The 20,156-nt window shown below is 61.8% G+C and carries 19 protein-coding genes and 1 tRNA gene; 16 read left to right on the forward strand and 4 right to left on the reverse strand.

Features of this window, described 5'->3' with window-relative positions:
- Positions 1–29 precede the first annotated feature (29 nt).
- Positions 30–350, forward strand: coding sequence for a thioredoxin TrxA (trxA, locus tag SAB01S_RS01080; RefSeq protein ID WP_009821630.1), 321 nt, complete (start codon positions 30–32; stop codon positions 348–350).
- A 154-nt stretch (positions 351–504) separates the two neighbouring features.
- Here trxA and SAB01S_RS01085 read toward each other — a convergent pair whose 3' ends face one another.
- Together SAB01S_RS01085 and argJ are read right to left on the reverse strand one after the other, a co-directional pair.
- The gene (locus SAB01S_RS01085) at positions 505–1,302 is read right to left on the reverse strand and encodes an inositol monophosphatase family protein (RefSeq protein WP_062731327.1); all 798 of its coding nucleotides are present in this window, start codon (positions 1,300–1,302) and stop codon (positions 505–507) included.
- Complete coding sequence (gene argJ, locus SAB01S_RS01090; protein ID WP_062731328.1) at positions 1,302–2,525, reverse strand: bifunctional glutamate N-acetyltransferase/amino-acid acetyltransferase ArgJ; 1,224 nt, start codon at positions 2,523–2,525, stop codon at positions 1,302–1,304. Before argJ ends, SAB01S_RS01085 begins: the two co-directional genes overlap by 1 nt.
- 131 nt (positions 2,526–2,656) lie before the next feature.
- Here argJ and SAB01S_RS01095 point away from each other — a divergent pair, with 131 nt between their 5' ends.
- The 3 genes from SAB01S_RS01095 to SAB01S_RS01105 all read left to right on the forward strand — a co-directional run bounded on the left by SAB01S_RS01095 (position 2,657) and on the right by SAB01S_RS01105 (position 7,050).
- The gene (locus SAB01S_RS01095) at positions 2,657–3,718 is read left to right on the forward strand and encodes a glycosyltransferase (protein ID WP_062731329.1); all 1,062 of its coding nucleotides are present in this window, start codon (positions 2,657–2,659) and stop codon (positions 3,716–3,718) included.
- Between the two features lie 125 nt (positions 3,719–3,843).
- The gene (secA, locus tag SAB01S_RS01100) at positions 3,844–6,579 is read left to right on the forward strand and encodes a preprotein translocase subunit SecA (RefSeq protein ID WP_062731330.1); all 2,736 of its coding nucleotides are present in this window, start codon (positions 3,844–3,846) and stop codon (positions 6,577–6,579) included.
- Positions 6,580–6,690: 111 nt separating this feature from the next.
- Complete coding sequence (locus SAB01S_RS01105; protein WP_062731331.1) at positions 6,691–7,050, forward strand: PilZ domain-containing protein; 360 nt, start codon at positions 6,691–6,693, stop codon at positions 7,048–7,050.
- Between the two features lie 25 nt (positions 7,051–7,075).
- On the opposite strand, the gene SAB01S_RS01110 is transcribed toward SAB01S_RS01105, so the two are convergent.
- Positions 7,076–7,162: transfer RNA gene (locus tag SAB01S_RS01110), tRNA-Ser, on the reverse strand.
- A gap of 163 nt (positions 7,163–7,325) precedes the next feature.
- Between SAB01S_RS01110 and SAB01S_RS01115 the strand changes: the two genes are divergently transcribed.
- From SAB01S_RS01115 to SAB01S_RS17985, 12 genes are all read left to right on the forward strand, one after another.
- A complete protein-coding gene (locus tag SAB01S_RS01115; RefSeq protein ID WP_157078240.1) occupies positions 7,326–8,342 on the forward strand; it encodes a lytic murein transglycosylase in 1,017 nt (338 codons plus the stop codon).
- Positions 8,326–9,240 carry an SPOR domain-containing protein gene (locus SAB01S_RS01120; RefSeq protein ID WP_062731333.1) on the forward strand — a complete coding sequence of 305 codons (915 nt, stop codon included), beginning with the start codon at positions 8,326–8,328 and terminating at the stop codon, positions 9,238–9,240. Before SAB01S_RS01115 ends, SAB01S_RS01120 begins: the two co-directional genes overlap by 17 nt.
- Positions 9,241–9,288: 48 nt before the next feature.
- Positions 9,289–10,452, forward strand: a complete 1,164-nt coding sequence (locus SAB01S_RS01125) for a D-alanyl-D-alanine carboxypeptidase family protein (RefSeq protein WP_062731334.1) — start codon at positions 9,289–9,291, stop codon at positions 10,450–10,452.
- Positions 10,449–11,075: a dTMP kinase gene (tmk, locus tag SAB01S_RS01130; protein ID WP_062731335.1), complete on the forward strand. Its 627-nt coding sequence runs from the start codon at positions 10,449–10,451 to the stop codon at positions 11,073–11,075. Before SAB01S_RS01125 ends, tmk begins: the two co-directional genes overlap by 4 nt.
- Positions 11,072–12,040 carry a DNA polymerase III delta subunit-related protein gene (locus tag SAB01S_RS01135; RefSeq protein ID WP_281179021.1) on the forward strand — a complete coding sequence of 323 codons (969 nt, stop codon included), beginning with the start codon at positions 11,072–11,074 and terminating at the stop codon, positions 12,038–12,040. Before tmk ends, SAB01S_RS01135 begins: the two co-directional genes overlap by 4 nt.
- Positions 12,041–12,083: 43 nt before the next feature.
- The gene (metG, locus tag SAB01S_RS01140; protein WP_062731336.1) at positions 12,084–13,646 is read left to right on the forward strand and encodes a methionine--tRNA ligase; all 1,563 of its coding nucleotides are present in this window, start codon (positions 12,084–12,086) and stop codon (positions 13,644–13,646) included.
- 3 nt (positions 13,647–13,649) lie between these two features.
- A complete protein-coding gene (locus SAB01S_RS01145; RefSeq protein ID WP_062731337.1) occupies positions 13,650–14,423 on the forward strand; it encodes a TatD family hydrolase in 774 nt (257 codons plus the stop codon).
- Positions 14,420–15,202, forward strand: a complete 783-nt coding sequence (locus SAB01S_RS01150) for an MBL fold metallo-hydrolase (RefSeq protein WP_062731338.1) — start codon at positions 14,420–14,422, stop codon at positions 15,200–15,202. The genes SAB01S_RS01145 and SAB01S_RS01150 overlap by 4 nt, the downstream gene beginning before the upstream one ends.
- 8 nt (positions 15,203–15,210) lie before the next feature.
- The gene (locus SAB01S_RS01155; RefSeq protein WP_062731339.1) at positions 15,211–15,840 is read left to right on the forward strand and encodes a retropepsin-like aspartic protease family protein; all 630 of its coding nucleotides are present in this window, start codon (positions 15,211–15,213) and stop codon (positions 15,838–15,840) included.
- A complete protein-coding gene (locus tag SAB01S_RS01160; RefSeq protein WP_062731340.1) occupies positions 15,837–17,132 on the forward strand; it encodes an MFS transporter in 1,296 nt (431 codons plus the stop codon). The genes SAB01S_RS01155 and SAB01S_RS01160 overlap by 4 nt, the downstream gene beginning before the upstream one ends.
- Before the next feature lie 158 nt (positions 17,133–17,290).
- Complete coding sequence (gene mazG / locus SAB01S_RS01165) at positions 17,291–18,118, forward strand: nucleoside triphosphate pyrophosphohydrolase (protein ID WP_062731341.1); 828 nt, start codon at positions 17,291–17,293, stop codon at positions 18,116–18,118.
- Between the two features lie 41 nt (positions 18,119–18,159).
- On the forward strand, positions 18,160–18,720 hold the full coding sequence (locus tag SAB01S_RS17985; RefSeq protein ID WP_083951068.1) for a tetratricopeptide repeat protein: 561 nt from the start codon (positions 18,160–18,162) through the stop codon (positions 18,718–18,720).
- 32 nt (positions 18,721–18,752) lie between these two features.
- On the opposite strand, the gene hflX is transcribed toward SAB01S_RS17985, so the two are convergent.
- The gene (gene hflX, locus SAB01S_RS01175; RefSeq protein ID WP_062731343.1) at positions 18,753–20,084 is read right to left on the reverse strand and encodes a GTPase HflX; all 1,332 of its coding nucleotides are present in this window, start codon (positions 20,082–20,084) and stop codon (positions 18,753–18,755) included.
- Between the last annotated feature and the right edge of the window lie 72 nt (positions 20,085–20,156).

The following is a 20,156-nucleotide window of genomic DNA, read 5'->3' on the forward strand; positions in this document are numbered from 1 at the left end:
ATATTGCGCCAAGCAAAGGAGATTTACTCATGGCCACCAAGGCAGTTACCGATGTCAGCTTCCAACAGGACGTGATCGCCGCCGACAAGCCGGTGCTCGTCGATTTCTGGGCGGAATGGTGCGGTCCGTGCAAGATGATCGGTCCGGCTCTGGAGGAAATCTCCGAGGAACTGGGCGACAAGGTCACGATCGCCAAGATCAACATCGACGAAAACCCCGACGCGCCGGGTAAATATGGCGTGCGCGGTATCCCGACGATGATCTTGTTCAAGAATGGCGAAGTCAGCGCGACCAAGGTCGGCGCTGCGCCCAAGAGCGCGCTCAAGGGCTGGATCGAGAGCGTCCTGTAATGCGCTGACGCCCGCCGGGTGAATGGGAAGCCGCGCCGTCAAGCTTTTGACGGCGCGGCTTTTTTTATAGCCAAGGACAGCGACTGCGACAGCTGCACGCGGTTTTTCTGTTCGACCGGCCTGTCGTGGCAGCTGTCGCGATCGTTGTCGGGGTTCAGCCGAAGAGCTGCCGCGCCGCTTGATCCCAGAGACGGGGCGACGACGCGCCCAGCAGGCCGCGGCGCATATCGCCCACGACATAGGGCGTGCCGTCCAGCCGCCGGCAACATCCACCCGCTTCGTTGACGAACAGGGTGCCGGCGGCGTGATCCCAGGGCAGGGTGCGGGCGAAGACCGAGACGTCATTCTGACCGAGCACCAGACGGGGATATTGTTCGGCGGCGCAGCGCGGAATGTCGACGACGGCAAAGGCGCCATCGGCGCGGCGCTGGATGTCCGCGCGCTCCTCGTCCGTCATGAAGTAGACCGCGAGTGCCGCGATCGGCAGATCGCCGTCGCTTTCCCTGGCGCGAACAATTTGCCCATCAATATGACTGCCGCCACCACGCAGCGCGTGACACAGTCGGCCGGTCAGGGGGTCGAGAATCCATCCCGCCAGCGTCGTTCCCGCATCGGCCAGCGCAACCATAATCCCGAAGGGCGGATTGCCGGCCGCGAAATTGCCGGTGCCGTCGATCGGGTCGATGATCCAGTTCAGACCATCGCCCGCGCGCTCCAGTATGGCGGGATCGGCGGCGCAGGCTTCCTCGCCGATGATGCCGGCCTCCGGCAGGATTGCGCTCAATCCCTCGGACAGGCGCAATTCGCTTTCCCTGTCTGCGACGGTGACGAAATCATTCGCCGCCTTTTCGGCGATCTCATCGGCCGCCAGATTGCGGAAGCGCGGCATGACGATGTCACGGGCGACCTGCCGCATCAGCGCCGCGACGGGTTCGTTCAGGTCAAACGACATCAGCTGCGATAGTCCGCGTTGATCGAGATATAGCCATGCGTCAGGTCGCAGGTCCAGATAGTCGCCCGGCCTTCGCCCAGCCCCAGATCGACGCCGATTTCGATGTCCTGCCCCTTGAGGTGAGCGGCGACCGGAGCTTCGTCATAACCCTCCACTGCCAGACCATGGGTGGCGACCTGGGTTGCGCCGAACCGAATGGACAGTCGGTCGCGATCGGCTGGCTCGCCTGCCTTGCCGATGGCTGCGACCACGCGGCCCCAATTGGCATCTTCGCCGGCGATGGCTGTCTTCACCAGCGGAGAATTGGCGATCGACAGGCCAATGCGATGGGCGCTGTCGTCGCTGGTCGCGCCTTCCACCCGGATTTCGATGAATTTGGTCGCGCCTTCGCCATCGCGCACCACTAGATGCGCCAGCTGGCGGCAGAGGTCGGCCAGCGCCGCGGCAAAGGCATCTGCGCCCGGATCATCCATCGACCGGAGCCGCGCATTGTGCGCCTTCCCAGTAGCAAAGGCAAGGACCGTGTCGCTGGTCGAGGTATCGCTGTCCACGGTGATGCAGGAAAAGCTACGCTTGTTCGCCGCAGCGAGCATCTGTTGCAGCAGCCCGGAGTCGATAGCGGCATCGGTGAAGATATAGCCCAGCATGGTCGCCATATCCGGCGCGATCATGCCCGATCCCTTGATGATGCCGACCAGATCCACCCGGGTTTCGCCGATCAGCGCGCTGGCCTTCGCGCCCTTGGGGTAGGTGTCGGTGGTGCCGATCGTGATCGCGGCCTGCTCCCAATCGCAGGGGGCGGCGGCGAAGGCGGCGTCCAGCCCGGCCTCTGCCTTGTCGACCGGCAGCGGCACGCCGATCACGCCGGTGGAGGAAATGAATATGTCCGACGGCAGACACGCCAGATGGTTGGCGACCTTGGCGGCGATCGCCTCCACGGCTGCGCGGCCGCGGCTGCCGGTAAAGGCATTGGCGTTGCCGGCGTTCACGACCAGCGCGCGGGCGGCGCCCAGGGGAATGGCGTCGCGGCACCATTCGACTTCCGGAGATGGGCATTTGCTCTGGGTCGTGACACCGGCGACCGCCGTTCCCGCCTCCAATTCGACATAGGTCAAATCATCCCGTTCCCATGCCTTGTAGCCAGCGCGCGCGGTGCGTAGCGTGACCCCGGCAATGGCGGGAAGGGACGGGAAGGCGGCGGGGGCGAGGGGCGATCTGTCCATAGCGTCGCCATAGAATGCGTGCTGCCCGAAAGCCAGCCCGCGCCGTCGCTAAATGGCGATGGGACTGCGGACTTGCGTCAACGGCGGCGTCATGCTGGTCAGAGTTGATAGATGATAGGGTCGCACTGGGTATGACGCATGTCGGCGGGGGTCGGTTCGCCTTTTATGCCAAGCGCTTTTCGCCGCGCAAGGCGAGCATCAGGCTGCGCGTGCTGGAACCTCTGGCGGCGCTGGGCGAGGCAGGGCTGGGCGTTGCGCGCTACCCACGGATTCGTCGAGCGATGGGCTATGATGTGGTGGTCATTTCCAAAGCCTTTGGCCGGGGCGCGATGCGTGTCGCCAAAGCGGCCGCCGCCGCACGATCCAGCCTGATCTTTGATATTTGTGACAACCGCTTTGCCAACAACCGCTGCAAAGGCTCTGCGCGCCACAGCGCACGCACCAATGACCTGCTCTGCCGCGCGGACATAGTGACGGTTCCGACGGAGCGGATGGGGCGGCTGTTAATCCAATCGGCGCCGGAAATCCGCGATCGTGTGCGGGTTGTCCCCGACATGCTGGACGACCTGTCCGACCGGGCGACGCGGTTGCCGTTGATCGATGGGTGGCGCTTGACTCAATTGGACACGTTTCTCGCCCGGCATCCGGATGCGCTACACTGTGTCTGGTTTGGCAATACGATGCCCGGCATCGCCGGCCTGTGCCAGCTTCGCAACCGGATTGTCGAGCTCGAGCGCTTCGCGAGACGCCATCCGGTTACGCTGACCATCATCAGCAACAAGCCCGGCCTGTACCGCAAGGCATCGGCCGACTGGGGTATCCCGCATCATTACACCCCTTGGACGCTCGCCAGTTTTCCGAACGCGCTGCGCCGGCATCGCGTCGCCATCATCCCGGTGCCGCAGAATGAGTATACGGTCGGCAAGTCCATCAATCGCCCTGCCACAGCCATCATGGCTGGGCTTGGCGTTATCGCGGACTCGATAGACTCCTATGAGGAATTGCGTCCTTTCATCGTGCTGGATGACTGGCAGGCGGGCCTTGGGCGTTACGCGTTCGGCTGGGACGGGGAACAGGAGCGGTTGGCGGCAGGCAGAGAGCATCTCCACGCGCATTATGGGCGAGCGCGGATCGCCGAACGCTGGGCCGAAGTGCTGCGCGAGGCGGATGCGCGCAGAAACGTGAAGGGCTGACCGCCTTTTAGCATCCCGCTACTCCAGCTTGAATTGACGCGCGCCCGGCCGATGCCTATTTGCCGCTCAATTGTTTGCGGCGTGGCTTGTTGCGCCCTTTTTGTCTTTTCGCTCAGGGAGAGCTCATGTTCGGCGCACTCGCCAAATCCATTTTCGGATCGTCCAACGAACGCTATGTCAAGTCGCTGGGCAAGATCGTCGATCGGATCGCTTCCTTTGAGCCTTCGATCCAGGCGTTGAGCGACGAGGAGCTGGTAGCGCAAACGGTTCGATTCCGCGAACGGCTGTCGGCGGGAGAGACGCTGGACGATCTGCTGCCGGAAGCCTTCGCGACGGTGCGCGAAGCGTCCAAGCGCGTTCTGGGCATGCGGCATTTCGACGTGCAGATGGTGGGCGGCATCGTCCTGCATCGCGGCGAGATCGCCGAAATGCGGACGGGCGAGGGCAAGACCTTGGTGGCGACGCTGGCCACCTATCTCAACGCGCTGGAAGGCAAGGGCGTCCACGTTGTCACGGTGAACGACTATCTTGCTAGCCGCGACTGCGACTGGATGGGGCAGGTCTATCGCTTCCTTGGATTGACTACGGGCGTCATCGTGCCCAACCTGTCCGAGGACCAGCGGCGCGCGGCTTATGAGGCCGACATCACCTATGCGACCAATAATGAACTCGGCTTCGATTATCTGCGCGACAATATGAAGTTCGATCGCGGGTCGATGGTCCAGCGCCCGTTCAACTACGCAATCGTCGACGAGGTGGATTCGATCCTGATCGACGAAGCGCGCACGCCGCTGATCATCTCCGGGCCGACGGACGACAAGTCCGAACTCTATGTAGCGGTCGACGCGATCGTGAAGCAGGTGACGGAAGCTGATTACGAAAAGGATGAAAAGCAGCGCAGCGTCACGCTGACCGAGGATGGCACGGAGAAGATTGAACGTCTGCTGGAACAAGCGGGTCTGTTGCAGGGCGCCAATCTCTATGACTTCGAAAATACCGCGGTTGTCCATCATGTGAACCAGGCGCTGCGCGCGAACGTCATGTTCCGCCGCGACATCGACTATATCGTCAAGGACGGCAAGGTCGTCATCATCGACGAATTTACCGGCCGCATGATGGATGGGCGCCGCTGGTCCGATGGCCTGCACCAGGCGGTGGAGGCCAAGGAAGGCGTCAATATCGAGCCGGAAAACCAGACGCTCGCGTCCATCACCTTCCAGAATTACTTCCGCATGTATCCCAAACTCTCGGGCATGACCGGCACCGCCGCGACCGAAGCGACGGAATTCTACGAAATCTACAAGATGAACGTGGTGACGATCCCGACCAACCGGCCGATCCAGCGCGTTGACGAGGAAGATACTTTCTACAAGAATCTGGAAGACAAATTCCGTGGGATCGCCAAGACCATCAAGGTCCATGCCGAAAAGGGGCAGCCTGTTTTGGTCGGTACGGTGTCGATCGAAAAATCGGAAATGCTCTCGGAATTTCTCAACCAGGAAGGCGTCAAACATGCGGTGCTGAACGCCCGTTTTCACGAAAGCGAAGCCCATATCGTGGCGCAGGCGGGTCGCAAGGGCGCGGTTACAATCGCGACCAACATGGCCGGTCGCGGCACCGACATCAAATTGGGCGGCAATCTGGAGATGCGTGTCGAGGACGAACTGCGCGACATGCCCGAAGGCCCGGACCGCGATGCAGCCATCGCCCGGATCGAAGCGGAGATTGAGGTCGAGAAGCAGGAAGTGCTGGCCGCAGGCGGCCTCTTCGTGCTGGCGACCGAGCGGCATGAAAGCCGCCGCATCGACAACCAGCTGCGCGGCCGTTCGGGCCGTCAGGGAGACCCTGGCCTGTCGCGCTTTTACCTCAGCCTCGACGATGACCTGATGCGCATCTTTGGTCCGGACACCATGTTCGCCAAGATGATCCGCTCCAATCTGGAGGACGGGGAGGCCCTGCCGCCATCAAAATGGCTGAGCAAGGCGATCGAGACCGCGCAGAAAAAGGTCGAGGCGCGCAATTACGACATTCGCAAGCAGGTCGTCGAATATGACGATGTGATGAACGATCAGCGCAAGGTCATCTACGAGCAACGCAGCGACATCATGGACGCCGACACGGTGGACGATGTCGTGACAGACATGCGGCACGAAACGGTCAATGACCTGGTCGGTGCATCTTGCCCGCCGGGCACCTATCCCGAACAATGGAATATGGACGGATTGAAGGCGCGCACGGCCGAGATATTGGGCCTCGAACCGGACTTCGACGCATGGCTTGCCGAGGACGCCGTTGACCCCGAGATGATCGAGGAGCGGCTGGTCGCAATGGCGGACGCCGCCGTTGCAGAGAAGGTCAAGGAGATCGATGCCGCCGATTGGCACATGATCGAGAAGTCGATCCTGCTCCAGAGCCTCGACCATCACTGGAAAGAGCATCTCTCGACGCTCGACGCGCTGCGCCAGGTCGTCCATCTGCGCGCCTATGCGCAGAAAACGCCGATCAATGAATATAAGCAGGAAGCCTTTGCCCTGTTCGAGCGGATGCTCGAAAATATCCGCGAAGATGTGACCGGGTCGATTGCGCGCGTGCAGTTCCGGATGGAGCAGCCAGCGATGGAGGATTATGCGCTTCCCGTGCTGCCCGACTTTATCACGACGCATATCGATCCGTTTTCGGGCGAGGACAACAGCGCAGACATCGACGCGGGGCAACTGGGCAGCATCACCACGACCATTCCGCGCGCACCCGCCCCGACTGTCGAAGGGGAGGACTTCTCCAATCTGGATATCAGCCGCAACGCGCCTTGCCCCTGTGGGTCAGGGCAGAAATACAAGCATTGCCACGGGGCGTTAGCCTGATCCTGCCATAACGGCGCGGTCATGCCGCGCCGTTAACCATGTGGCGTAAGCAGTTGGCAAGAAGCGACAGCGACTCTGTTCTCATTCCGGGGGGCGAACCGGGAGTGAAACATGGAACAGAGTATTTGTCGGGCGCGAGCAGAACGCAGGCGTGAACATCGTATCGCCGCGCATGTGCCTGCGACGCTCAATTGGGAAGGCACGAGCCAGCCTGTCCGCATTTGCAATATTTCCGTCTATGGTGCGCTGGTAAGCGGCGCCTGGCTCCCGGTAGTGGGCGAGCGGGTGACGCTGATTGCCGATCATCTGGAGGTGTGCGGGACGGTGATCTGGAATGGCCCGGACCGATGCGGTCTGTTGTTGAGCCATGCGATCGATCCGCGTGCGATCATAAGTCAGGCCGACAACCATGCGCCCGAGGCCAGCACAGTCCTCACTTTGCAGGAAGTGAGGCCCGGGCATTATATTTGAAAACACGATAATCGGCGGAATCCGGCGGACAGGGTGGGATTCGAACCCACGGTGGGCGTAAACCCACGGCGGTTTTCAAGACCGCTGCCTTAAACCACTCGGCCACCTGTCCCTGGCGCGCTTCCTAGCGTGGAATGCGCGGTTGCCAAGTGTAAAATCTCGTCGCTCGGTTCGTCGCCTTCCGGGAATGCTAGTGCGATAGGGGGTTTCGCGCGCGCACCAGCCTGTGCAACAACAGCGGCATGCGAGATTCTTTGCGTTCAGTCCTTTCGGTAATGTGGGTCGCCGTTGCGACGGCTTCGGTCGGGGCGGCCGCGCCTGTGCCAGCCGTTGCCCAGACGAACAGCGACTTTCGTTCCTATCTGGAAAGCCTGCGTCCGCAGGCTCGGGCGATGGGGATCAGCGACGCCACGCTCAATAGCGTCTTTGCGGACCTGACACCCAACCCGCGCGTCATCGAACTTGACCAGAACCAGCCGGGCGGCGGCGCTTATGCGCCAATCCCGAATTTCCAGCCCTATCGCCTCAAGCATGTGGATGCCGCGCGGATCAGTCGCGGTCGCACCGCCTATCAGGCCAATCGCGCCCATCTGGCGCGCATCGAGGCGGAAACTGGCGTGCCTGAGGAGATCATGGTCGCCATTTTCGGGCATGAAACCAATTATGGCTCCTATACGGGGGACTTTGACCTGATCCGCTCGCTGGCCACCCTGGCCTGGGAGGGGCGCAGGCGGACCTTGTTCGAGCCGGAGCTGCTGGCCACGCTCAAGATGCTCGACAATGGCGTGCCGCGCAGCCGGCTGGTGGGCAGCTGGGCCGGGGCGACCGGCTATCCGCAATTCCTCCCGAGCGTCTATCTGCGCCTGGCCAAAGATGGTGACGGCGACGGCAAGGCCGACATCTGGACCAGCGAGGCCGATGCGCTGGCGTCGATCGCCAATTATTTCGTGCAATCGGGCTGGCGTCGCGGGGAGCCATGGGGTGTCGCAGTATCCGTACCAACTGGCCTCAATCGCGGCTCGCTCACCGCCCGCACCAATCCGCCACGGTGTCCCCGCGTATTCAATCGTCACAGCCGCTGGATGACCATGGCCGAATGGCGCCGGCTGGGACTGGTGCCGGAAAGCGGACGCTGGCCCGCTGACACGATGATGGCGACCCTGCTGGAACCCGATGGTCCCGGCAAGACCGCCTATTTGCTGACCAGCAATTATCGGGCGATCCTGGATTATAATTGCTCGAACTTTTACGCTCTGTCGGTGGGATTGCTGGCGGATGCGGTCAAGCAATAAGGCGTTCGCCGCCCTGTGCGCGGCGGCAATCGGCATGATGTCTGGTGCTGGCGAGGCGCAGCCCAGCGCGATGGTCGAGGATCAACCCGTTTTATTGGGTGAACCCTATAGCTTGGCTGGGGTGCTCTACCGCCCCGCCGATCCCGCCGCTTATGATGAGGTGGGCTATGCGATGCCGATGGAGGCCGGGAGCAAGGGTGAAGTAACGGCCAATGGCGAGGCCTTCGTGGTGGATGCCATCACGGGGGCGCACAAGACGCTGCCGCTGCCAAGCTATGTCGAGGTGACGGCGCTGGACAGCGGGCGGACGATCCTGGTTCGCGTCAATGATCGCGGGCCGATGCGCAATGATCGCCTGATCGGCCTGTCTCCGGGCGCGATGGCGCAATTGGGACTGTCCGGTCCGTCCGCTGCGGTTCGCGTGCGGCGCGTCAATCCTCCCGGTCAGGATCAGGTCGCCCTTCGTTCGCATCAGCGGGCGGCCGAACGGCTGGAAAGCCCCCCGGCATTGCTCAAGGTGTTGCGCGAGAAATTGCAGCAAACACTTCCGCCCGCACCGCTAGCACAGGCCCCTATGACCGCAGCGCCCGCTCGGGCCGGCGCGACGTTCGACCGGCCACAGCCCGGGCCCATCACAACCAAGCCGACGGCAGCCTCACCTGAGGCCAAGGAGCAGGCAGCGTCAGGACGCTATTTCGTCCAGGTCGGTGCTTTTTCCTCCCGTGCCAATGCTGAAGCGCTCGCGAAACGGATAGGCGCACAGGTGGAGCAAGGAGGCAATTTGTGGCGTGTGCGCTTTGGTCCCTATGCAACCCGGCAGGCAGCGCAGGCCGGCGTTCGTGCAGCTGCCGCGCAGGGCTTTGCGAACATGCCCGTCATGGCTAAGGACGGGCAATAGTTTTAGGCCGCTCCAAGCGAATCCATCCAGTCGAAGGCAATTGTTCTCATGAAGAAATCCCTCGCAATGCTTCTGGCCGCTGGCCTGGTCGCCCAGCCGGTGATCGCGGCCGCGCCGCCCTACACGACCGAAGCGCCGATTGCCTATATGAAGGACCTGTCGTCGGGCGCCGTTCTGTACGACAAGGGCGGGGAGACGCGTATTCCGCCCGCGTCCATGGCGAAGATGATGACGGCGCATGTCGCCTTTCGCCTGATCCAGAAGGGCGACCTCAAACTGGATACGAAATTCACCGTCCGCCCCGAAACCTGGCAGCAATGGCATGGCCCAAAAGCGGGTTCGACCATGTTCCTTTCCGCCGGCGAGCAGGTGTCGGTCGAAAATCTGCTGCATGGCATCGTCACCCTGTCGGGCAATGATGCCTGCGTCGTGCTGGCGGAGGGTATTGCGGGAACGGAGCAGGCCTTTGTCGCGCTGATGAACGAGGAGGCCAAGCGCCTGGGCCTTAAAAACAGCCATTTCGGCACCAGCAATGGCTGGCCGGATGAGGGCGTGACCTATGTGACCGCGGAGGATCTGGCCAAGCTCGCCCAGGCGACGATCGAGGAGACGCCCGAGCTCTACAAGCGTTTCTATGCCACCAAGTCCTTCACCTGGGGGCAGACGATGGGCGGTTCGGCGATCGAGCAGGCCAATCGCAATCCGATCCTGGGCAAGATCGCGGGCGCCGACGGCCTGAAAACCGGTCATACGGAGGAAGCTGGCTATGGCTTTACCGGATCGGCTGAGCAGGATGGCCGCCGACTGGTGATGGTGGTGGCGGGGCTCAACAGCTTTAACGGCCGCATCAAGGAATCCGTCCGCTTCATGGACTGGGGGTTCAAGGCGTGGAAGGCGCAGCCGCTGTTCAAGAAAGGGCAGACGGTCGAAACCGCCGAAGTGCAGTTGGGCAGCGCGACGAGCGTGCCCTTGGTCGCTCCGCAAAATCTGGCGGTCACGCTGCCGCGCACGGCGTCGGCGGACGTGAAGGTCAAGGTGGTCTATACCGGCCCGATCAAGGCGCCGATCGCCAAGGGGCAGCAGATCGCGCAATTGATCGTCCAGACCCATGACACCGCGCCGCAGGTCATGCCGCTGGTGGCTGGCGAAGATGTCGCGGAGGCAGGCGTTTTCGGTCGGCTCTGGAACGGCCTGAAGTCGCTCTTCGGGTGACGATCGGCCGGTTCATCTCGCTGGAAGGCGGGGAGGGGGCGGGCAAATCGACACAGCTCCGTGCGCTGGCCCGTATCCTGCGAGAGCGCGGACTGGACGTTGTCGAAACGCGCGAGCCGGGCGGCAGCGACGGGGCGGAGGCCATCCGAACCTTGCTGCTAACCGGCGGCGCGGATCGCTGGAGTCCGCGCGCTGAAGCGCTGCTGTTCGCGGCGGCACGTGCGGATCATGTGGAAAAGACCATCCGCCCGGCGCTGGCGCGCGGCGCGTGGGTGCTGTCCGATCGTTTTTTGGATTCGAGCCGCGCCTATCAGGGGCAGGGCGAATTAAGCGACAGCGACATATTGGCGCTACACCGCATCGGTAGCGCTGACTTCCTGCCGGACCGGACTTTGCTGCTGACCCTGCCCGATACGGTGGCCGCCGAGCGCGCGCGCGCGCGCGATGGCGACCATGCCGACCGGATCGGCGGTCGCGACAGCAGCTTCCATCAGGCTGTTGCGGATGCCTTCGCCCGGTTCGCGGGTCTGGAGAGCGACCGGATTCGCGCCGTCGATGCCAGTGGATCAGCCGACGCCGTGACCGAGCGTCTGATCCACGCCCTGGCCGACCTGCTGCCGTGATCCTGCCCACCGGTCATGATGCGCAGGCGCGCATGCTGCTGGCCCAGGACCAGAGCGGACGGATGCATCATGGATGGATTTTCGCCGGTCCCAAAGGGATTGGGAAGGCCAGCTTCGCGCGTTCCTTGGCGCTGCGCTTGCTGGCAGAGGCGGCAGGACCGGCTGTCGAAGGCCACGGACTGGCCGTGCCCGACGATCATCCGATCCGCCGCCTGATCGAGGCGACGGCCCATCCCGATTATGCCGAACTGTCGCCGATCGAGAAGGATGGCGTTGCCGCACGCAACATCAGCGTCGATCAGGTGCGTGGTTTGCAACGGTTGATCCAGTCGGCGCCATCGCTCTCGCCCCGGCGGATCGTGATTGTCGACAGCGCCGATGACCTGGAGCGCGGCGCGGCCAACGCGCTGCTCAAGACGCTGGAGGAGCCGCCGGCCGATATGCTGTTCCTGCTGGTCAGCCATGCGCCGGGACGGCTGCTGCCCACGATCCGGTCGCGCTGCCGCACGTTGCGCTTCGACGCCTTGGACGAGCCGGCGATGCGGCGCGTGCTGACCAGCGCGCAGCCCGGTCTGGCAGACGCGGAACTGGAGGCGCTGGTTCGAGCCGGTGAAGGTTCGCCGGGCCAGGCGATGCGCTTTGCCGGCCTGAACCTCGCCGAGATCGAGCAGGCGCTTGGTGAGCTGGCGGCGGGAATGGACGAGGGTAATGGCAAAAGGCTGGCGCTAGTCAAGGCGCTGGCGGCGAAATCCGCCAAGCCGCGCTACGAGGCCTTTTTGGAACGCGCGCCTGCTTTCATTGCGCAGGCGGCACGCCAGCGGCAGGGAGCTGCTCTTGGTGAGGCGCTCGATCATTGGGAACGGGCGCGCCATCTGGCGGGAGGCGCAGTGATCCTGTCGCTCGACCCGGCGGCCGTGGTGTTCGAACTTGCCGGGCATGTCGCGGCGCTCGCGCCTCGGCGCTGAAAAGCGGCTTTGCGCCAGCGCGTTCAGCGGTTAGGGAGACGCCATGTCGAAGCCCTTCACCATTACGACCGCCATATCCTATCCCAACGGCCGCCCCCATATCGGCCATGCCTATGAAGTGATCGCCACCGATGCGATCGCGCGGTTTCAGCGGATGATGGGACGCGATGTGTTCTTCCAGACCGGCACGGATGAGCATGGGCTGAAGATGGCGCAAACGGCGCGCGCCCGCGGCATGGAACCGCGCCAGTTAGCCGATGAAATGTCGTCCTATTTCAAGGCGATGAATGAAGGCTTGAATATCAGTCATGATCGTTTCATCCGCACCAGCGAGGACGATCATCATCGCGCCAGCCAAGCGATCTGGCGCGCGATGGAGGCTAATGGCGACCTGTATCTCGGGCGCTACGAAGGCTGGTATTCAGTCCGGGACGAGGCCTTCTATGATGAAAAGGAAATCGTCGAGGGGGAAGGGGGCGCAAAGCTGTCGCCTCAGGGCACGCCTGTCGAATGGACCATCGAGGAAAGCTGGTTCTTCCGCCTGTCCGCCTATCAGGAAAAGCTACTGGCGCTCTACGAGAGCCAGCCCGACTTCATCCAGCCTGATAGCCGCCGCAACGAGATCATGCGCTTCGTCGAAGGTGGGCTTTCCGACCTGAGCATTTCGCGCACCAGCTTCGACTGGGGTGTCCGGGTACCAAATGCGGAAGGGCATGTGATGTATGTCTGGGTCGATGCGCTGACCAATTATCTGACCGGCTGCGGCTATCCAGACGATGCACAGCGCATGGCGCGTTATTGGTCCGAGGGCGGCGACATCACCCATGTCATCGGCAAGGATATCGTGCGTTTCCATGCGGTTTACTGGCCGGCGTTCCTAATGAGTGCGAAGCTGCCCTTGCCGAAGCGGATATTCGGCCATGGTTTCCTGCTCAATCGCGGGGAAAAAATGTCCAAGTCGCTGGGCAATGTCGCCGATCCGATGGAACTGGCAGACCGGTTTGGCGTCGATCAGTTGCGCCATTTCCTGCTGTCCGAAGTGACGTTCGGCAATGATGGCAGCTATAGCGCGGAGGCGATCGTGGCGCGATCCAACAGCGATCTGGCCAACAGTTTCGGCAACCTGGCGCAGCGGACTTTGAGCTTCATCGCGAAGAATCTCGACGGGCGCCTGCCTGAACCCGCGCCGCAGGATGTCGATAGCGAGTTGCTGCGCAACATTGCCGACGCTTGCCGGGCTTTTCAGGAGGCGATGCAAAATCTGAGCCCTTCGGTAGCCATCGAAGCCTGGATGCGCGCGGTCTTTGCCTGCAATGCCTATATCGATGCGCAGGCCCCATGGGCTTTGCGCAAGACGGACCCTGCGCGAATGGAAGCCGTGCTGGCGACGCTGTATGAAGCCATTGCGAGCCTGGCTGTGATGATCCAGCCGGTCATTCCGGCGAGCGCAACCGCGTTGCTGGACCAGATGGGCATCGATATGGACGCGCCTGGCTATGACCTGATCGGGTCCGATTTCTACGCCTCGCTGCGGGCTTCGGGCTTTATATTAAGTCCGCCAAAACCGCTATTTCCGCGCCTTGACCTTGCCGAAGCGGAGGCGTGAGCGATGCTGATCGACAGCCATTGCCACCTCAATTATAAGGGCTTGATCGAGGATCAGGTCAATGTGCTGGAACGGTCACGCGCCGCTGGGGTGGGCCTGATGCTCAACATCGCGACGCGCGAAAGCGAATGGGACGCGGTTCTCGATACGGCAATACGCGAACCCGATGTCTGGGCAACGGTCGGCATCCACCCGCATGAAGCGGACGAGCACCCGCATGTCGATACGGCCAAATTGGTCGAACGCGCCGCGCATCCACGCGTGGTCGGAATCGGGGAAACGGGTCTCGACTATTATTATGACCATAGCGACAGGGAGCGGCAGCAGAGGAGCTTCCGGGCCCACATCGCCGCCTGCCGCCAGACGGGCCTGCCGCTGATCGTCCACACACGCGATGCCGAAGATGACACGCTGGCCATCATGCGGGAGGAAATGGAGCAGGGGGCCTATAGCGGCGTCATTCACTGCTTTACCGCCAGCGGCGCTTTCGCTGACGCCGCCATGGCGTTGGGCTTCTACATCAGCATTTCGGGCATCGTGACGTTCAAAAGCGCCAAGGATTTGCAGGAAACGGCGGCCCGGCTGCCGTTGGACCGTCTGCTCATCGAAACCGACTCGCCCTTCCTCGCTCCGGTGCCGCATCGCGGAAAGCCGTGCGAACCCGCCTATGTTGCTGACACCGCCCGCTTTCTCGCAACATTGCGGGGGGAAAGCGTCGAACAGCTCGCGGCGGCAACATCAGCCAATTTCCATACGCTTTTCTCGAAAGTGGCATGAGCCTGAAGCTGACCATGCTGGGTAGCGGCACCTCTTCGGGAGTGCCGCGCATCGGCAATGACTGGGGCGCCTGCGATCCGAATGAGCCGAAGAACCGGCGGACACGTGTATCCATTCTGGTCGAAAGCGCGACGACGCGCATTCTGGTCGACACCTCGCCCGATATGCGGGCGCAGTTGCTTGATGCGGATGTCGTTCATATCGACGCGATCCTGTGGACACATGATCATGCCGATCATTGTCACGGGCTGGACGATGTGCGGCAACTTTTTCACCATCGCGGGACGCCCGTGCCCGGCTATGCCCGCGCGCAAACCCTCTCTTTGCTCAAGCAGCGGTTCGGCTATGCGTTCGAAGGCCGGCAGGGCTATCATCCAATCATCGCCGAGCATCCACTCAAAGACACCGTGCGGATCGGCGACATTGAGATTGCCTGCGTCGACCAGCCTCACGGCGCCATTTATTCGACCGGGTTCCGCTTCAGCCATGGCGGCAAGTCCATCGGCTATGCAACGGACTTCCATGTCATAACGCCCGACATGCTGGCCCTGTATGACCAGATGGACATATGGGTCGTCGATGCCTTGCGGGAAAAGCCGCACCCCACCCACCCGCATTTGGCGCTGACGCTGGATGGCATCGCGACGGCGCGACCGGCACGGGCTATCCTGACGCATATGGATCAAAGCATGGACTATGCTACGCTATGCGATACTCTGCCCAACGGTGTGGAACCGGGCTATGACGGGCTGGTCGTGGACTTGGGCATGGGCGCGTAGGGGAATTGATGAGCGGAACGGATCAGGCGGCGTCCGGCATCTGGTTTCTCCTGGCCCTGGTGCTTGTCGGTTCCGCCTTGGTCGGACGACGGCTTGCCTGGAGCAGCCTTTGGCGCATGGCATTGTTGTGGGTTGCGATTTTCGCGGCCCTGCTGGGGTTGTTCAAGTTTGCGCAGGATAGAGGCGTTCTAACCGGACGCTGGGCGGAGGAGGGGGGCGTCGCCATATCGGCGGACGCGCCACCAGCCTTGCCGCAGACGCAAACCGAGGGGCAAAGCCTGCGGATACCGGTGGCTGACGACGGGCATTATTGGGTGGAAGGCCGGATCAACGGCGCGCCCGCCCGCTTTCTGATCGACAGCGGCGCGACGATCACGGCATTGTCCGAAACCACCGCGCGCGCGTCCGGATTGAACTATGACGTCGGCGCGCCAGGTGTGGTCATGAACACCGCCAATGGCCGAGTGGAGGCCAGGCGATCGAGCATCCCGACCCTTGCCATCGGTCCAATCCGCGCGAGCGATCTGCCGGTCGTCGTGTCGCCAGCATTTGGAGAGGTCAATGTGATCGGCATGAACATGCTCTCGCGCCTGAAAAGCTGGGGCGTTCAGAATGGTGAGATGGTGCTGACGCCATGACCGCAGGCCCATCAGCGCCAACCCAGCGCCAGCGGCTGAAGGCGATTATTGGCGGATCGACCGGCAATCTGGTCGAATGGTATGACTGGTATGCCTATTCGGCGTTTACGCTCTATTTCGCGCCGCATTTCTTCCCCAGCGAAGATCGCACGGCGCAGTTGCTGAGCGCAGCGGGCATTTTCGCCGTCGGCTTTCTCATGCGGCCGATCGGCGCCTGGCTGATGGGCGTCTATGCCGATCGCCATGGGCGAAAGAGCGGGCTGACATTGTCTGTGGCGCTGATGTGCGCCGGGTCGCTGTTGATCGGAGTGACGCCTGGCTACGAAACGATTGGCGTCGCCGCGCCGATGCTGCTTGTACTGGCCCGGCTGATGCAGGGGCTTTCGATTGGCGGCGAATATGGCGCCAGCGCGACCTATTTGTCGGAAATGGCCGGCCGCAACCGACGCGGCTTCTTTTCCAGCTTTCAATATGTGACGTTGATTGCCGGGCAGCTGGTAGCGATCTGCGTGTTGCTGATCCTCCAGGCTTCGCTGTCCGTCGATCAGCTCGACAGCTGGGGCTGGCGAATTCCCTTTTTCATCGGCGGCGCGCTTGCGATTATCGTCTTCTGGCTAAGGCGGGGTCTGGCGGAGACGCAGAGCTTTGCCAAGGCCAAGGCGGAAGGCGCTCCCAAATCGGGCTTTGTCGAATTGATCACGCGCCATCCGCGTGAGACGATGACTGTGATGATGCTGACGGCTGGCGGGACCATCGCCTTTTACGCCTACAGCATCTACATGCAGAAGTTTCTGGTGAACACCAGCGGACTGAGCCGCGAAACAGCATCGCAGATCAACGCGATAACCCTGTTCCTGTTCATGCTGCTCCAGCCAGTCGCAGGCGCGTTGTCCGATCGGATCGGGCGCAGACCCTTGATGATAAGCTTTGGGGTCTTGGGCGTTATCTGCACCTATCCCATTTTCTCAACACTCGCGCGGACAACCGATCCGACGGTCGCAGGTTTGCTGGTGATGGCCGGTCTGTTGATCGTGACTGGATATACCTCGATCAACGCGGTGGTGAAGGCCGAGCTTTTTCCTGCGCATATCCGCGCATTGGGCGTAGCGTTGCCTTATGCGCTGGCGAATACCTTGTTCGGGGGAACGGCAGAATTCGTGGCCTTGTGGTTCAAGCAGGCCGGGATGGAGCAGGCGTTCTATATCTATGTCAGCATCATGATCGCCATATCGCTCGCCGTGTATGTTCGCATGCGGGAGACGGCACAGCATAGTCGAATATTGGAGGATTGAGGCTTGAACCGACAGCAAAAGCGACAGATGACCGAGCGAGTACAAGTGCATACATATTTTACATAATATGTATTATCGATCAAGACTGGTACTGACAGCGAGTGGAGTTGTAGTATCGCCCCACCTCATCATCGTGCCCCTCTGACCGGAGACTTTCCATGACGTCATCAAGCGCAGCGCCTAGTCCGGCCGACATCATGCCATTGGCGACCGTCATGGCGCGGTTGCGCGATCCCGCATCCGGATGCCCTTGGGATATTGCCCAAGACTTCGCGTCGATCGTGCCTTATACGATTGAGGAAGCCTACGAGGTCGCAGATGCGATTGAGCGTGGCGATATGGCGAGCCTTCGCGATGAGTTGGGGGATTTGTTGCTCCAAGTCGCTTTTCATAGCCGAATGGCCGAGCAAGCCGGACATTTCTCCCTTCAGGATGTGATAAACGGCATAACGCAAAAGATGATCCGCCGGCATCCACACGTCTTTGGCGACGATGTGAGACGCGAAGACGGGCATGCTCAGTGGGAGACGATAAAGGCTGCCGAGCGCGCCGAAAAGGATATTGATACGAGTGCCCTAGCCGGCGTCGCTACCACCCTCCCCGCGTTGTTGCGTGCTGAAAAATTGCAGAGACGGGCCGCTCGCACCGGTTTCGATTGGCCCGACCTGCAAGGCGTCTATGATAAGATTGAGGAAGAACTGGAAGAGGTGGCCGCTGCCCAAACCCATTCGGAAAGCGAAGAGGAAGTCGGTGACCTTCTTTTCTCCGTGGTGAATCTGGCACGCCACTTAAGTGTCGATCCTGAAACAGCCTTGCGCCGAACCAACGCAAAGTTCGAACGGCGCTTCCGATCCGCAGAAGCGCAGGGCGGCGCGGCGTTCGCGACCATGCCGCTCGAAGAGAAAGAGGCCCTCTGGCAACGCGCAAAAGCGCAGGAGCGCGGGAGTAAACCATTGCACGTTGCAACCGATATTGACGGCATCTAGGATTGCGCATAGCTTAGCCATTCAGATCAAAGGAGAATGCTATGCGCTTGAGACTCCTTCTGCCGATCTTTGTGGCAATTTCCGGCCCTGTGTTCGCTCAGGGGGGACATGCCGTTACTGGGATAACCGGCATAAACTTCAACGCCGGTTATGACTTTGGCACTCTTTCCTCCAGTAGCACCGCATATTCCGGTGACGGGGCTTTTAGTGGTCCACCTGACCGGAAGCCGGTTGGCGCCTTGCAACATGCCCGCGAATTGGTTGCGCAGGGAAAATATGCCGAGGCTGATCCTATTCTGAACCGCTTGATGGGGCGCACACCGAGCAAGGACGTGCGCTTTTTACGTGGCGTGACCAAGCTTGGTCTCGGCGACGCCGATGCCGCACGCCGATATTTCGAACGCAGCGTGCATCGCGGTTTCCACTATCATCCAGGGTCCTTGAGCGGATTGGTGCTTGCGGAAACAAAATTGGGGAATGTCGATGCTGCCAACGACATTCTTGCCCGATTGCGAAAGCAACAGGCGGCGTGTGACAATCGCTGCGAGCGTGCTCCAAGGCTTGACGCAGCTATCACCGTCGTCGAGAAAAATTTGACATAAGATACTGGTGGGCAGTTCATCTGCCCTACCCGTCAAATATTCGCTTTTGCAAAACGCGCGAATGTCGCGTCCGAAAGCCGCACTTCGACATTCATGACGTCGGCGCTGATGGTCGAGTGTAGCACTTCGCCATGTTCATGCAGCCAAGCCAGCGCTGCGCCGTCGGATACGGGAATGCGGAGGTCATACACTTTCGCCCCGCGCGTCATGTGATCGCTGATCATGCGCTGTAGTCTATCGACCCCCTCGCCGGTCAGCGCGGAAAGGATGACGACGTTCTCGCGCCGCGCCGCCTGCTCCTGGATCAATTCTGCGGCGTCTTCGTCCAGGAGATCCAGCTTGTTCCATGCCTCGATCATTGGGGGCGGTGCCGGGTCCCCCTCCCCGCGATCAAGCGCGCCTTCGCCGGCGACGCCCAATTCGCCAAGAACTTCGAGCACGTCGTCACGCTGGGCTTCACTGTCAGGGTGCGCGATATCGCGCACATGGACGATGAGGTCTGCCGACAGGACTTCTTCCAGCGTTGCGCGAAAAGCCGCGATCAACTGGGTGGGCAGGTCCGACACGAAACCCACGGTGTCGGACAGGATCGCCTTGTCCAAGCCGGGCAACGCTATCTGCCGCATCGTCGGATCAAGCGTGGCAAAGAGCAAATCCTCCGCCATGACGTCAGCGCCAGTCAGCCGATTGAAAAGCGTCGATTTTCCAGCATTGGTATAACCGACGAGCGCAATGACCGGCCAAGGCGCGCGCTGCCGACGCGCACGATGAAGCCCCCGCGTGCGTGTCACCTGGTCCAGTTCGCGCCGGATCTTAGCCATGCGATCGCGGATCATCCGGCGGTCGGCCTCAATCTGCGTTTCGCCCGGGCCGCCCAGAAACCCAAAGCCGCCGCGCTGCCGCTCAAGGTGCGTCCAGCTGCGCACCAAACGGCCAGCCTGATAGTCAAGATGGGCCAATTCTACCTGCAACCGCCCCTCATTGGTCGCGGCACGTTCGCCGAAAATTTCAAGAATGAGGCCAGTACGGTCTATGACCTTGGCTTCGCATGCCTTTTCCAGATTGCTTTGTTGAACCGGCGACAGGCTGTTGTCGACGATAATCAGTTCGGCCTCCTCCTGCCGCGCCAACGTCGCAATCTGGTCCACCTGGCCGCTGCCGAACAGGGTTGCGGGCTTGAGGTCGCGCACGCGAAATGCCTGTGCGGCGCGCACGTCGATGCCGATGGCAAGCGCCAGACCCCGCGCTTCTTCCAGCCGGGCATCGCTGTCCCGGCGATCCAATCCGCGGGTTTCTGCATGGACGACGATCGCGCGCGCGCCACGCGATACCTCGTCCTGCGAATCCCGATTAAAGACTGCCATGCTGGATCTAACGCTCTAGAATGCGAGATGCTCCCGTCCGTGCAGCAACCAGCATGAGGGACTGGAGCGCCG

The sequence above is a fragment of the Sphingobium abikonense NBRC 16140 genome, assembly GCF_001598335.1.
Classification (GTDB): domain Bacteria; phylum Pseudomonadota; class Alphaproteobacteria; order Sphingomonadales; family Sphingomonadaceae; genus Sphingobium; species Sphingobium abikonense.